General features: G+C 52.1%; 13 protein-coding genes. 7 read left to right on the top strand and 6 right to left on the bottom strand.

Annotated features, from left to right (window positions below; all coding sequences use genetic code 11):
- Positions 1–64: 64 nt before the first annotated feature.
- Positions 65–724 (bottom strand): response regulator, encoded by a 660-nt coding sequence (locus tag ACQ4M4_RS21025; protein WP_430686426.1) that lies wholly within the window; start codon positions 722–724, stop codon positions 65–67.
- A gap of 107 nt (positions 725–831) precedes the next feature.
- Entirely contained in the window at positions 832–2067 is a 1236-nt protein-coding gene (locus ACQ4M4_RS21020) for a sensor histidine kinase (protein WP_430686425.1), read from the bottom strand.
- Positions 2068–2605: 538 nt separating this feature from the next.
- Here ACQ4M4_RS21020 and ACQ4M4_RS21015 point away from each other — a divergent pair.
- The 5 genes from ACQ4M4_RS21015 to ACQ4M4_RS20995 all read left to right on the top strand — a co-directional run bounded on the left by ACQ4M4_RS21015 (position 2606) and on the right by ACQ4M4_RS20995 (position 7199).
- Positions 2606–3148 (top strand): hypothetical protein, encoded by a 543-nt coding sequence (locus ACQ4M4_RS21015; RefSeq protein WP_430686424.1) that lies wholly within the window; start codon positions 2606–2608, stop codon positions 3146–3148.
- Between the two features lie 689 nt (positions 3149–3837).
- A complete protein-coding gene (locus ACQ4M4_RS21010; protein WP_430686423.1) occupies positions 3838–4911 on the top strand; it encodes a sulfate ABC transporter substrate-binding protein in 1074 nt (357 codons plus the stop codon).
- Positions 4912–5046: 135 nt separating this feature from the next.
- Positions 5047–5901: a sulfate ABC transporter permease subunit CysT gene (gene cysT, locus ACQ4M4_RS21005; RefSeq protein WP_430686422.1), complete on the top strand. Its 855-nt coding sequence runs from the start codon at positions 5047–5049 to the stop codon at positions 5899–5901.
- On the top strand, positions 5894–6772 hold the full coding sequence (gene cysW / locus ACQ4M4_RS21000) for a sulfate ABC transporter permease subunit CysW (RefSeq protein ID WP_430686421.1): 879 nt from the start codon (positions 5894–5896) through the stop codon (positions 6770–6772). The genes cysT and cysW overlap by 8 nt, the downstream gene beginning before the upstream one ends.
- A 103-nt stretch (positions 6773–6875) precedes the next feature.
- Entirely contained in the window at positions 6876–7199 is a 324-nt protein-coding gene (locus tag ACQ4M4_RS20995) for an NIL domain-containing protein (protein ID WP_430686420.1), read from the top strand.
- Positions 7200–7413: 214 nt separating this feature from the next.
- On the opposite strand, the gene ACQ4M4_RS20990 is transcribed toward ACQ4M4_RS20995, so the two are convergent.
- Positions 7414–8055: a response regulator transcription factor gene (locus ACQ4M4_RS20990; RefSeq protein ID WP_430686419.1), complete on the bottom strand. Its 642-nt coding sequence runs from the start codon at positions 8053–8055 to the stop codon at positions 7414–7416.
- Between the two features lie 589 nt (positions 8056–8644).
- Positions 8645–9817: a bifunctional sterol desaturase/short chain dehydrogenase gene (locus tag ACQ4M4_RS20985; RefSeq protein ID WP_430686418.1), complete on the bottom strand. Its 1173-nt coding sequence runs from the start codon at positions 9815–9817 to the stop codon at positions 8645–8647.
- A 277-nt stretch (positions 9818–10094) separates the two neighbouring features.
- On the opposite strand from ACQ4M4_RS20985, the gene ACQ4M4_RS20980 reads away from it, so the two are divergent.
- On the top strand, positions 10095–10979 hold the full coding sequence (locus tag ACQ4M4_RS20980; RefSeq protein WP_430686417.1) for an SDR family oxidoreductase: 885 nt from the start codon (positions 10095–10097) through the stop codon (positions 10977–10979).
- A gap of 41 nt (positions 10980–11020) precedes the next feature.
- Here the strand turns inward: ACQ4M4_RS20980 and ACQ4M4_RS20975 are convergent, their stop codons facing one another.
- Positions 11021–11776 carry a TIGR00297 family protein gene (locus ACQ4M4_RS20975; protein WP_430686416.1) on the bottom strand — a complete coding sequence of 252 codons (756 nt, stop codon included), beginning with the start codon at positions 11774–11776 and terminating at the stop codon, positions 11021–11023.
- A 146-nt stretch (positions 11777–11922) separates the two neighbouring features.
- On the opposite strand from ACQ4M4_RS20975, the gene ACQ4M4_RS20970 reads away from it, so the two are divergent.
- The gene (locus ACQ4M4_RS20970) at positions 11923–12375 is read left to right on the top strand and encodes a VOC family protein (protein WP_430686415.1); all 453 of its coding nucleotides are present in this window, start codon (positions 11923–11925) and stop codon (positions 12373–12375) included.
- A gap of 96 nt (positions 12376–12471) precedes the next feature.
- Here ACQ4M4_RS20970 and ACQ4M4_RS20965 read toward each other — a convergent pair whose 3' ends face one another.
- The gene (locus ACQ4M4_RS20965; protein ID WP_430686414.1) at positions 12472–13185 is read right to left on the bottom strand and encodes a phytanoyl-CoA dioxygenase family protein; all 714 of its coding nucleotides are present in this window, start codon (positions 13183–13185) and stop codon (positions 12472–12474) included.
- Between the last annotated feature and the right edge of the window lie 30 nt (positions 13186–13215).

Below are 13215 nucleotides of genomic sequence, written 5' to 3'. Positions count from 1 at the left end.
ATTTCTGCGTGCGCAACGGGCACGCAAAACGAAGTGCTTCGACTTATCCAGACCCGACATTAGCCTACAGCTGATTGAGAAAGGTATTGGCAAAGAGAGCTGCCTGGGTGCGATCGCGCAAATTGAGCCGTCCCAAAATATTGGTTACGTGGTTCTTCACGGTTCCCTCAGAAATATAGAGTGCTTGGGCAATTTCGCGATTGCTGGCTCCCTGAGCAATCAGCTTGAGCACCTCTCGTTCGCGAGGGGTGAGTTGCTCTAGGGCCAGGGGTGGCTGGGGTTGGGTCACCGCAGCCGTAAGGCCCGCCGTTAGTTTGGGCAAAATTCCAGGACTGAGCTGCGTGTAGCCCTTGTGCACCATGCGAATGGCTTCCGCCAACTCTTCAGAAGGAGTATCTTTGAGCAAGTAGCCTACCGCCCCTTTTTGCAATGCAGCGACAACATACGCCTCATCATCAAATGTGGTCAGCACTAGAATCTTGATTTGGGGAAACTGTTGAGCGATCGCCCCGGTAGCCGCCACCCCATCCATGACCGGCATTCGCACATCCATGAGTATCACATCCGGAAGCTGGTTTTGCTTAGCCAAAGCTTCAACACAGGCGATCGCCTCTTGGCCGTGCTCCGCCTCAGCCAGAATTTGCAAATCGGGCTCTAACTCCAGCAAGGTTTTTAAGCCTTGCCGAATCAAGCTTTGGTCATCCACAATCAGCACACGAATCATACATGTTGTACTCTTAATTGGATAAATATTGGAATGAATTGGTGATTCAGTCAGTCACGATTTAGAACGACTTGCCATCAAGAATAAATACCGTAGTTAGCAGACATTTAGGCACGATCGCGATCGCGATTTAGAAGTGGAATTGTAATGGAAATGCGACAGCCTTGCCCTACACTGCTGTGAACTTCAAATGACCCGTTGAGTGCCAGCGTTCGTTCACGCATACCGCGCAAACCAAATCCTGTCTGATTTTGCTCCACATCAAATCCTTTTCCATCATCTTGAATGGTGAGATAAAGCGCGGTAGATGTACAGTGCAACCCAATTTGCACACGGGTTGCATTGGCATGTTTGTAAATGTTGGTTAATGCTTCTTGAATGATGCGGTACAGGCTCGTGTTGATTTCAGGAGCCAGGTTTTGATGAAGTTGCATTTCACAACTGGGGTGAATGCGTGTATGTTGCTCAAAGTCTTGCAGGAGGGTGGCGATCGCCTCATCAAGCGAGCGACTTTGCCATGGATCGCTGCGCATGGTCGCCACCGATTGACGCACATCAGACAGCGAAGTCGAGCCCAACCGCTTGGCCTGCTGCAAAAAGGTATAAGCTTGGCGCGGATTGGTATCCCACAGCTTGAGTGCACTCTCAATTTGCAAATTTAACGCAGTGAGTGAATGCCCCAACGAATCGTGAATATCGCGCGCAATGCGATTGCGTTCTTGTTCCATGGCCAGGCGTTCGGCTCGCAAAGCATAGTCCCGCAGTTGATCATTGGCGATCGTAAGCTTATCGCGGCTTTCGCGTTCGGCCAGCAGCGCATTCACCGTCAGCAACACAAACAGCAACGCCAGCCCAAATAGCATGATGGAGTTAAATCCAAACCCAAAAATGACTGGCTTGAGCCGCTCGCGCACAAAGGGCGGTGCTTGCAAATCCAACGTGTTTAACCGATGGGATGTAATCGACAAAAACATCATAAACGCGGCAATCGTTGCCAGCAGCCGTCCTGGTAGCTTGAATAGCAAACAGCTCCGAATCACCAACACCACATACAAAAATGGAAAAACAAAAATGCGCCGCCCGGTTGTTGGGGTTGAAATGAACACCAGCGCAAATTCCAGCACAGTGTACAAAATGGCGGCATAAGGCCGACCAACAGGCAACCGCAGCCCCATCGCCCCAAACCCAAGAATGGCAAACAGCCGAGACAATGAAATGCCCCGAGCTAATCGGGGAAACGGCGCAGGCATCAGTTCACTGAGTAGGGCAATCACGATCAAAACCCATTCCAAATACAGCAAAAATGGAAATGGATGGTTGCGGGGTGTTGTAGAGCGGCTCACAGGCGGCGTGTACCAATGGTTCTTAAAAAGAATAATGCTTGAAAAAAACTGAAATGACCGCAGGGCTGAGGCAGTGAATTATGCTTTGAGGCACGACCGTAAGAGATTGACCCAACCCCTCTAGAACTTGGCAAACCGTGCGTTCGTCTTAGAATGGCGAGTCAAGCCGACCGGGAGGCACTTCATTCAGCATCCAGCCTCAGTCGTTTGTGGATTCAATCCTGATTTTCTAAATCCTATCCTTTTCCCTCAGGACTTATGCAGTTGAATCATGTTTGGATTGCTTAGCGCCCCAAACATGATTCAACCCCCTGGTTTTTCGGATGACGTGCATAAGTTATTCCTGAAATTTGCGTGTTATGACGAAGGTCATGGCTGAAGCCGTGACCTTCGTCTCAGGCGATCGCACGGCTTGCTTCAGTACGATAAAGCCATCTCACACGTTCGCTTCTCACGTTCCAGGTTCCGGCGTTTACTCAACTGTTTGATTCACGCCGGAACCCATTGGAACACTCACACTACTGTATTTGGAGGTTGTATGAATCCTACGCGCAAACACATGCTGGCAGCCGGAATTGCCCTTGCACTCATGGCGATCGCTCCAGTAATTGCCAATGCCGAACCCGGTTCTATGGGAGGAGGCCGCATGGGAGGTCGCAATCCAATGGAACAGCTCAACCTTACCGATACCCAGCGTCAACAGCTTCAGCAAATTCGAGAAAATACACGAACTCAAATGGAAGCCGTGCTGACCGCAGAACAACGCCAACAGATGGAGCAAATGCGCCAGCAAGCAGATGCACGCCGTCAAGAGTTTGCCAACCTGTCGCCAGAAGAGCGTCGTCAACGGATGCAAGAAGCTCGTGAAGCAGGCGGCATGGGTCCCGGTGGTGGGCGTCGGGGCGGTGGGCCGTTTGGCGCACTCGATCTCACCGAGGCGCAGCGCACCCAACTTCGCAGCATCATGGAAAGCGCCCGCGAACAAAGCCAAAATGTACTCACAGCCGATCAGCGCCAGCAGCTTGAACAAATGCGGCAAAGCCGGGGCGATCGCCGAGGTCCTCGCGCTCCCATGCAGTAAAGCCAACCCTCTTCGGTGGTACTTCGTTGATATCCAGGTGACTTAGGCAGTTGAGACCTACCACTCGAAGTGCAGCATTCATTCCCCTTGCACAACTGCCTATTTTCTAACTCGTCACGATTTTCTTCATTCCTCTTTGCTCCAGTTCGGCTCCGCAATGGAGCCTTTTTTGTGCCTTGGCGCAGGTCAGCAGGCAGCCACAATTCAACACAAAACCCTCCATGGTGCGTCGCCCGCTTCGAGGACGATACACCATGGAGATCTAGTTTTTGAGGTATGGCGAGGTGCTGAGCAGGGCTGGATCGCAACACCGACAGCCTGAAATTTTGAGCGCGATCGCCTTTTAAGGTAATTTGATGCGATCGCGCCAAGTTCAGCTCCAATGGCGCTTCAATACCGCTTGAACGCTCAATCAGGACTTACGCATTTGTGTTGTGGGTGGGGTGCTTCGCACCCCCACCCACAACACAAACACGCCAGATTTAGTGGACTTGCGTAAGTCCATGCTCAAGGTTTATGAAGACCAGATAACCCGCTTATTAAATTACCAAAACCCGATTGAAATACTGTAGATTGGTTATCGAAGTTTAGTGTATGATGCATTTCTATCGACTAAGGCTTGTATCTCAGTCGACAAACCGTAGATTCATCATCCAACCATTCAGGCAGGTTCACGAAGGAGAGCACACATGGCTGGTCTGTTTAACCCTCGCTCACGTCGCGGTTTTCTATCGTTGGTATTGACTGGAATCAGCATGAGTATGGCGATCGCTGCATGCAGCCCCAGCAGTTCCGATTCGGCTAGTGGAGGGGCTGACACCAATAGGGGTCCAGTCGAACTCACCCTTGTCTCCTATGCCGTTACCGAAGCCGCCTACTCACAAATCATCCCCAAATTTGTTGAAAAATGGAAAGCCGAAACCGGGCAAGATGTCACCTTTAACCAAAGCTATGGTGGCTCTGGCTCTCAAACTAGGGCGGTCATTGATGGCCTAGAGGCCGATGTGGTAGCGCTGGCGCTAGCACTGGACACCCAAAAAATTGAAGAGGCCGGACTCATTCAACCCGGCTGGGAAACCGAAGCGCCCAACAATTCCATTGTGCACTCATCAGTTGCCGTTCTTGTCACCCGCGAAGACAATCCCAAAGGCATTCAAGGGTGGGCCGATCTTGCAAAAGAGGACGTACAAGTGGTCACAGCAAACCCCAAAACATCGGGTGGGGCTCGGTGGAATTTTCTCGCGCTTTATGGGGCCATTAGCCAAACGGGTGGAAACGATGCCCAGGCGATCGCCTTTACCGAAAGCGTATTCAAGAATGTGCCGGTTCTGCCCAGAGATGCCCGCGAAGCCACTGACGTATTTTTCAAGCAAGGGCAGGGCGACGTTCTCATCAACTACGAAAACGAAGCAATTCTCGCCAATCAGCGGGGAGAAAACCTGCCATTTATCGTGCCAACCGATGTCAACATCTCCATCGATAACCCGGTTGCTGTTGTGGATGCCATCGTCGATCGGCGCGGCACCCGCGAAGTCGCCGAAGCCTTTGTCGAGTTTCTCTTTACCCCCGAAGCCCAAGAGGAATTTGCCAAAGCTGGCTTCCGCCCCTCCGACCCAACCGTAGCCGAAAAGTACGCCTCTCAGTACCCAACCGTCGAGAACCTCTTTACTGTAGCCGATCTGGGCGGTTGGGACTCCGTTCAAGCCAAGTTCTTTGACGATGGGGCCGAGTTCGACAAGATCCAGGCCAAAGTAGGCCGATAGTCTCTACGATTCGGTCTCTACGATATAGAGTGGATCAGGATCAATTTTGACCTTCGGCCTGATCCACAAGCGCACAGCTTTGCCGCGCTTGACCCGAAAAAGTTTTGCCATCTTGCTGATCGGAGTCTTACTTGCATGACAACCTCCCCGCTGTCCCCATCCCAGCCGAGCTGGCGAGAGCGGCTTGCTCGCTTTGCCAAGGTATCTTGGCCGTGGCGCATTACTTGGTTTTACCTGGTGGTGTTGCTGGTGTTGCCCACGCTGGCGCTCATTGCAAATGCGGCCACGCTTACTCCTGCCGATATTTGGCGCATTATTACTGATCCGGTGGCGGTATCAGCGTTTGAAGTGACGTTTGTGACTTCGGCAGTGGCCACAGCAATTAATGGTGTGTTTGGCTTGGCAACCGCTTGGGTGCTGGTGCGCTATGAGTTTCCGTTTCGTCGCCTTGTGGACGCGGCGATCGATTTGCCATTTGCCCTACCCACGGCAGTTGCAGGTTTAACCCTGGCCACGGTCTACAGCGAAAACGGCTGGATTGGATCTTTGCTCGCTCCTTTTGGCATTAAGGTGGCCTTTACTCGGCTGGGCACTGGGCTGGCCATGATGTTCATTACGCTGCCCTTTATTGTGCGATCGGTGCAGCCTGTGCTTCAGGAAATGGAAAAGGACATCGAAGAAGCCGCTTGGTGCTTGGGTGCCTCCAACTGGCAAACCTTTTGGCGGGTGGTGCTGCCACCGCTATTGCCAGCACTGTTAACGGGATTAGCGCTGGGCTTTTCGCGCGCAGTGGGAGAATACGGCTCGATTGTCATTATTTCAGCGAACATTCCGTTTCAGGACTTGATTGCTCCAGTGTTAGTGTTTCAGCGATTGGAACAATATGACTATGCCGGGGCAACCGTGATTGGATTGGTAATGCTGGCAGTATCGCTTGTAATTTTGGTGGCGATCAATTTGCTACAAGCTTGGGGGAAACGCTATGACTGATTCTGCTCAATCTCCACAACCGTTGTCACCCGTGGATCTTCAGCCTGCCACTCCACGGCGGGCCATTCCCTGGGCAAAGTATGGTTTGATTGGTGGCGTGCTGCTGTACCTCTCGCTGCTGATCTTCATTCCGGCCGTCAATGTATTTGTGCAAGCCTTTAGCGGCGGCATTGAGGGCATTCTGGAAACGTTTGCCAAGCGTCCGTTTCAAAATGCGGTGGGCCTCACGATTTTGACGGCGGCGATCGCAGTTCCGTTAAATGCTGTATTTGGCTTGGCGGCAGCCTGGGCGATCGCCCGACATCGATTTCCGGGGCGCACGTTTGTTCTCAGTTTGATCGATCTTCCCTTTTCGGTATCGCCCGTGGTTGCAGGATTGATGCTGGTGCTGCTGTATGGCAACAATGGCTGGTTTGGCCCATTTTTGAACGCACTGGGCATTCGGGTGGTGTTTGCTCTACCAGCCATGATTTTGGCGACCGCTTTTGTCAGCATGCCGTTTGTGGCACGAGAAGTCATTCCTGTGTTGGAAGAGGTCGGTTTTGATCAAGAAGAAGCCGCCGAGACCCTGGGAGCACGGGGCTGGCAGGTCTTTTGGCGCGTGACGATTCCTTCCATTCGGTGGGGCTTGCTGTACGGCCTGCTGCTCACCAATGCGCGAGCCATGGGCGAATTTGGTGCGGTGTCGGTGGTGTCGGGCAATATTGTGGGCAAAACCCAAACCCTACCGCTGTACGTAGAGCATGCCTACAAGCAATACGAAACACAGTCTGCATATACGGCAGCGGCAATTTTAGCCTGTTTAGCTTTTGTCACGCTCGTTTTGAAGGAAATTTTGGAGCGCAAAACCCGCATCAAGGACGCGGAATAAGTCGACCCAGTCTTCCGCAGCGTTCACCATTCCAGCTTCCATTTGGTCTGGTACCTGTTTGCTCGATCTCCGTTCACACTCACATTCGCTGAGAGGGTTTTCTATGCTGCCTCAGTCTCATTTTGCTGCGTCGCATTCATCCAATGCTGATACAACTTCAGAGGGCGATCGCCGCATCACCAGTCGCCGCATCCGTATTCGTGTTCCCAAAACCTATCACCAGGAACCAGTCATTTCGCGCTTAATTTCGCAATATCGGCTCACGGTCAATATTACAGCTGCCCTGCTGGGAGCCAATGCCAAAGAGGATGGCTGGTTTGACCTGGAGCTGACCGGCGAAGCACGCCACCTCGACAGCGCCCTCACCTATCTCGACGAACTCGATTTAGAAGTGTGGCATGGAGAGGATGAAAGCGACGGTTGGTAAGACCCTCGGCGTCAGAGTTCAGAAGATCCAGCCAGGGTTTTAGAGCCAGAGTTTCACGAAACTGATACAAACCTGATTGGAATTGGAACAAGCGGGCGATCGCCACAAACTCTCGCAACCTCTGGAGCCTGTAGAACGCCTCCATCAAAATGCCCCTGTGAATCTTGCGGGGGCATTTTGGGCGGGAACGCCGAAGAGATGCAAGGTTAAGATTTTAGGCCATACTGTTTTCGATCGCCCAGCGAGCCAGCTCAGTCCGGTTGTGCAGGCCAGTTTTGCCCAGCATATTGCTCACGTGGCTTTCAATCGTGCGCTGACTCACATTCAGCTCTTCGGCAATTTCTCGGTTAGCCATACCTCGGGCTACGTACTGCACCACGCGCAGTTCGGTAGGCGTTAGCTCTACATCAAATGGCACCTGAATCTTGGGTGCGTTGTCCAGCCCTTTGCTGTCGTTCCGCTGAATGAGGCGCGACGCTTGCTTGAGCGAAGACTCCACCTGAGCCACCAATTCCTCAGGTTCAAAGGGCTTCACCATGTACACATCGGCTCCAGTATTTAGCCCCTTAACACGATCTTGGCTTTGGCCCTTGGCAGAGAGGAACAGAACCGGAATCCAGCTCGTGCGAGGATCTTTACGCACATGCTCAACAAACGAATAGCCATCCATCTGCGGCATCATGACATCGCAGATGATCATATCTGGCGTTTCCTTCTGGAGAACGTCCAGGGCTTCTTGGCCGTTCTCAGCCGTTACGACCTGATATCCTCGAAATTCCAGATAATCCTTAACCAGCAAAATCAAGTTAGGGTCATCATCAATTAAAAGAAGCTGCTTTGGATCTCCAGAACTCATATCCTTTGCCATGCCTTTGTACTCGCCACGCCTGGAACTATCGAAACTAGACTTAGGTGAACTTTGCTATCCACGGAACTTACAGAAACGTCGCGTGTTACGCAAATTTCTTGTGGTTAACCCGATATAGCCTAGCGACAGGCTTGAGCGATCGCCCTCCAGCTAACCAGCCTTGAAACAGCGATGCATACCTGGATCCATAATACCCGCAACTTCCTGAGAAATACCCAGATGAAATTGCGTAGAGGCGTTCACGTCTAACGCGCCATTATACCGTTGGTTTTTGATGTCGCGCAGTGAAATTTGCATGGGGCTGCGATCGCCCAGTGGTATTCAATTTATCGAGAACCGTAGGATGAATCCGTTGCCAGCGTAACACTGTCAGAATGCGGTCTTTCGCCACACGCTCTCAAGCGTGCTCTCTAAAATTATGAAGCGCTGAGTGAAAATACGGCCATGACTGCTGTGAAGAAACATAACAAAAGCCTCCGACAGACTCCCGCTTGATTACTTAACGGCAGTTTCGGTTCAGTTTTTTTCTGGGGTCGCGCATCCTAAAATCGGCACCTTGGCGGCTCCAAAACTCGCATTACTTAGAGAACAACCGAAAGTACAGCGATTGAGCCATCTCTTTAATAGGAAACGCCAGATACGTTAGCGGATTGATGGTGACGATGATGTTGCGCACATCGCGCTTTGCCAAAAAGACGATGCCTCGGGCCACAAATTCAGGCGACATCACGCCGATGGGATTGAGATTGCTTTTGAATGGCCCCAAGATCAGTTTGCGGATGACACAGGGGGCATCTTGCCGCCGTAGGGTAATGAGGTTGCCCAAGGTGCGCTTCGACAGCTCATACAGGGGGCTAAAGGCAGGGCTCACTTCTGCCTCAGAGGTATTGATCCACAGCTCCTTGAGCGCGCGATGCTCGGATTTTTGTACGGTGCTTAAAAACAGCTCGGCCAGTTGCCAAACGGAGAACGTATTGACTTGAAACGATGCTTGAATGGCTTCGGGCGTGCGATCGCCATGCACATTAATGCCGTGGTTGAGGATGAAGATATCCACAGACTGGAGGCGATCGCGCAGCAAATGCTCTGCTCCGGGCTGCCACTGCACCACATCCACCGCCCCATCAATGCCATCAATGGCAGAGGTGGTGAGGGCAATTACCTTCGCGCCCTGCTGAGCCAACTCACGAATGAGCGATCGCCCCAACGAGCCCGATGCCCCCGTAATTGCAATGGTTTTTCCCTTTAAAGACAAGGCCGTACCCAACGCTTTATCTACAATTGTAAAGTGACCACAGTAGTAGGCGTTGCCCTGGTCAAAATGGTGCCGCCAATGGTACGTGCGGTTCACCGTCCACACCGAGGGATTTTCATCCAAATCCCCAGGTTTGTGGGTGAGGTCGGTTTGCAGCAACAGCCCCTGCGATCGCGCTAAACACGTGACCAAAAATCCCGCTGAGTAAAGGCAGCCCAGCCACATTATCGACTGCTGAGTGGCGATCGCCAACACCGCCCCAGCCACAATCATGGCGATCGCCTCGGGTGCATCGTTGTAGAGTTGAGCCTTGCAGTAAGCGTCGCGGCTCACCATCGACAGATCTCGGCGGTAAGCCTTGTGATGCAAATTGTGCCATCGCTGAATGGGTTGCCAGTAGTGCCCAGCAATGTGGTAAGCATCGCGTACCACCTCGGCAAACACCACCGAAAGAAATCCCAACCCGGCTTGAAACACCAACCAATAAACGTTCATCGCTAGCTATCGCTATTGTGTAATCGTGATTTTGAGTGAACTGTGACTGTGGTGAGGGCGATCGCCCGACGACTGCCTTTGCACGATTTTCACATTCGCAACGAATGCGCAGCTATGCAATTCAGTGGATTCCGGCAATCGAGAAAACTCATTAAAATCGGACTGAATCGTGGTTTTTAACCCAACCTAGAATTTGGTAAAAGCATAGCTAGTGTAACGTAATGTGTCGGGTCTCTAACAGCCACAGCCGATCCCAAAACAGGAGGATGCAGCATCCATGTATTTAGTCACTGGTGCAACCGGACACTTGGGCAAGCGGGTCGTGCGCCTGCTGCGAGAGCAAGAGCAAACGGTGCGAGCATTTGTGCGGCTCACCTCGCGCTATGCCGAGCTAGAGCATCGCGGTGCAGAAATTTTTATTGGCGACCTGCGACAAGAGCGGGACATTCAAAAAGCCTGTGAAGGTGTGGAGTACATCATCAGCACTCACGGTTCGACCGAGGCTAGCGGCGGTGCCCAGGCGCTTGATTACCGCGCCAATATTGACCTGATTGATGCAGCCAAGGCCAAGGGGGTGAAGCATTTTGTCTTTACTTCTGTGCTGGGGGCCGATCGCGGATACGAAGATGCACCCGTGTTCAAAGCCAAGCGGGCTGTTGAAAAATATTTGGAAGCCAGCGGGGTAAACTACACAATTTTGCGGCCATCGGGATTTTCGTCCAACTTGCTGCCCTTGGCCGAGCGCTTTCGGCAAACGGGCGTGTATGTGTTGATTGGCGATCCCAAAGCTCGAACTTCGATCGTCAGCACGGACGACCTGGCCAGGATTGCGGCCATCGCTCCCATGGTAGAAACCGCACGCAATCAAATCTTTGCCGTGGGTGGCCCAGAAATTTTGGAACGGGGTGATGTTCCCAACATCTTTCAGCGTATCTTCAATAAAGAGCCAATCTTGATTAATCCACCTGTGCTGGCGATCGACGGTATTCGTAATGTGCTGGGATTCATCAACCCAGACCTAAAAGCTTCGCTGGGCACATTTCGCACGCTGCTGGCCAACGAATTCTATTGCACTCCAGCCGAAATTGAACGCCTAGAATCGACCTTTGGCTTTAAGTTGGAAACGCTGGAAAGCTACGTGCGGCGCTATATCAGCGTGTAATCACAGCAAATAGCCACAGCAAAGTCCAGCACAACCGCAGGTTACATCAACGCCAGCCCTAAGCCAACTACCATGGCGATCGCCGCGCCAATGGCGGTATTAATAATGTTGACCATTTCGTTCGTCAACCAGCGATATTTCGACTGGTAGGTGGCTCCAATCACACTTTCCAGGTTCGTTGCCACAAAGGCTGCGGCCACACATAGCGCGATCGCCAGCGGAGTAATCAGCCCAACCAACCAACCAATCGCCGCGATGACAGCCGCCCCCACCAAACCTGCCAACGTGCCCTCTAGGCTAATCGCCCCTTCAGTGCCCGCTGGCACTGGCTGCAACGTGGTAATCAAAAAAGTGCGCTTGCCGTAGGCTTTGCCCACCTCGCTGCCGCAGGTATCGGCCAGCTTGGTGCTGAGGCTGGCCACATAGCCCAAAATCAACGCGGCCACGCCAATATTGCTAAAGCCGCTCGCCATCACATAGGCCCCTAACGCACACAAGGCCGCGATCAGGGCAGATCCCCACACATTTTCGGGGCCACGCGCCCCCGATCGCTTTTCGGCAATGCCCAATTCTTCTTTACGGGCCATGCCAATGCGCGTCACCGCCGACCCTGCCAAAAAATAGAACAGAATGACCCCATATCCACGCCATCCCAACGTTCCCCAAATGATGATGCCCAAGGCCCACGCATGGAGCAGTCCCATGGGGGTGAGCAACTTTTTTGGGGCAACCCAAGCAATCAGGGCCAAAACAGAGTTAATGGCGATCGCCATACCCCACGGAATGAGCGCATCCATAAGCACAGCCCTGGAAAAAAGATGATAGACAACAGCACGGGATAAACCAACATGCTACAAAGACGCATAGTTCAGCAAGGGATGAACCTTCTGGCAGCCTTGAGCACACACTGCCTACAACGTTAACACTTTCAGCTCTTTTGCTTATGCAGTCTCACACCTTCTCACCGACAATTTTTCACCTAGCTTTTCCAGTCACTAACCTGGCACAAACCAAAACCTTTTATGTAGATGGATTGGGCTGTGAGCCCGGTCGCGAAAACCCTCATTCACTGATTCTGAACTTGTATGGTCACCAACTGGTGGCCCATGTAACCCACGAACCCCTCACTCCCCAGCGAGGTGTCTATCCTCGCCACTTTGGCCTAGTGTTTACCAATGAGGCAGATTTTGATGCGCTGGTTGTGAGATCGCACCAGCACCAGCTCAATTTCTACCAGCCGCCCAAAGAGCGGTTTGTCGGCACCCTCCTCGATCACCGCACCTTTTTTTTACAAGACCCGTTTTACAACCTGTTGGAATTTAAGTTCTATCGCCACACCTCGGCCATTTTTGGTGAGATAGAGCTAACCCAAATTGGAGACACACCTTTGGTTTGATTACATTTGGTCTCAGCTCAACACGAATTGGGGAAATGCCCCTCAAGGCTGTGCGACAGAACTGACCAATGCTCTAAGTGCGTTTCTAACCAGGGCTTAATTCACTTCGTAACCGGGAATCAACGATAGCCGACCTGGATCGACCATGGAATTTTGCATGTCATAGTCGCGTAGGGCAAATTGCACCGTTAGCAGCAGGCGATCGCTCCCAAAACAGGGTGTTCCTCGATGAAAGCAGTAGGTATCTTCCACAAAGCCATAGCCTGCCTTACCTTCGACAGCGACTCGTGTATCGGCTCCATACATGCGAGTTAGCTCAGTTTCAGAAATGCCTCGCCGCTTCCACTGGTGAGTCCCCTGTTTGCAAAGATGGCTCCCGCGAAAATACACGTGGGCTCCCGAATGACAATCCACATCGCTGAGATAGAAGAAAAACTTGATTGAGTGAGAGTCATCCAAATCGTAGTGGAAAGCTTGCCCAGAAACACCTTTGGGGCTGTCAGCTACACTTGGCTTGGCAAATGTCCACCATAGTTGGCTACCCTGATGCACCGATGGCCCCTGCAGGTACTCAGTCGCGATCGCCAGAAGCAGGGGATCTTTTCCCAATTGCTCTACTGCAGGACATCGCAGCGGCACATTAAAGAAATGTCCTACGCTAAAAACTCGCTCGGCTAAATGTTCTGCCTGTTGGCGATCCGCATAATAAAATCCAAGGTTCTTTCGGCGATCGCCATAACAGGGAGTCGTTTGGGCAAAATTTTGAATTTCTTCCACCACAGAACTTGTGAGCTGAAATCCAGATGCCATGCCATCTTTTCTCAACAACTTCACAGCATG

Origin of the sequence: Leptolyngbya sp. AN02str (assembly GCF_050565595.1) — a bacterium.
Lineage (GTDB): Bacteria > Cyanobacteriota > Cyanobacteriia > Elainellales > Elainellaceae > Kaiparowitsia.
The sequence above is the reverse complement of the archived record's forward strand: the minus strand, read 5'-3'. Positions and strand labels throughout refer to the sequence as shown.

Bases quoted from the DNA above. Each gene is read 5' to 3' on its own strand.
- ACQ4M4_RS21025 (WP_430686426.1), bottom strand. From the start codon at position 724: ATGATTCGTGTGCTGATTGTGGATGACCAAAGCTTGATTCGGCAAGGC.
- ACQ4M4_RS21015 (WP_430686424.1), top strand. From the start codon at position 2,606: ATGAATCCTACGCGCAAACACATGCTGGCAGCCGGAATTGCCCTTGCA.
- ACQ4M4_RS21010 (WP_430686423.1), top strand. From the start codon at position 3,838: ATGGCTGGTCTGTTTAACCCTCGCTCACGTCGCGGTTTTCTATCGTTG.
- cysT (WP_430686422.1), top strand. From the start codon at position 5,047: ATGACAACCTCCCCGCTGTCCCCATCCCAGCCGAGCTGGCGAGAGCGG.
- cysW (WP_430686421.1), top strand. From the start codon at position 5,894: ATGACTGATTCTGCTCAATCTCCACAACCGTTGTCACCCGTGGATCTT.
- ACQ4M4_RS20995 (WP_430686420.1), top strand. From the start codon at position 6,876: ATGCTGCCTCAGTCTCATTTTGCTGCGTCGCATTCATCCAATGCTGAT.
- ACQ4M4_RS20990 (WP_430686419.1), bottom strand. From the start codon at position 8,055: ATGAGTTCTGGAGATCCAAAGCAGCTTCTTTTAATTGATGATGACCCT.
- ACQ4M4_RS20985 (WP_430686418.1), bottom strand. From the start codon at position 9,817: ATGAACGTTTATTGGTTGGTGTTTCAAGCCGGGTTGGGATTTCTTTCG.
- ACQ4M4_RS20980 (WP_430686417.1), top strand. From the start codon at position 10,095: ATGTATTTAGTCACTGGTGCAACCGGACACTTGGGCAAGCGGGTCGTG.
- ACQ4M4_RS20975 (WP_430686416.1), bottom strand. From the start codon at position 11,776: ATGGATGCGCTCATTCCGTGGGGTATGGCGATCGCCATTAACTCTGTT.
- ACQ4M4_RS20970 (WP_430686415.1), top strand. From the start codon at position 11,923: ATGCAGTCTCACACCTTCTCACCGACAATTTTTCACCTAGCTTTTCCA.
- ACQ4M4_RS20965 (WP_430686414.1), bottom strand. From the start codon at position 13,185: ATGGCATCTGGATTTCAGCTCACAAGTTCTGTGGTGGAAGAAATTCAA.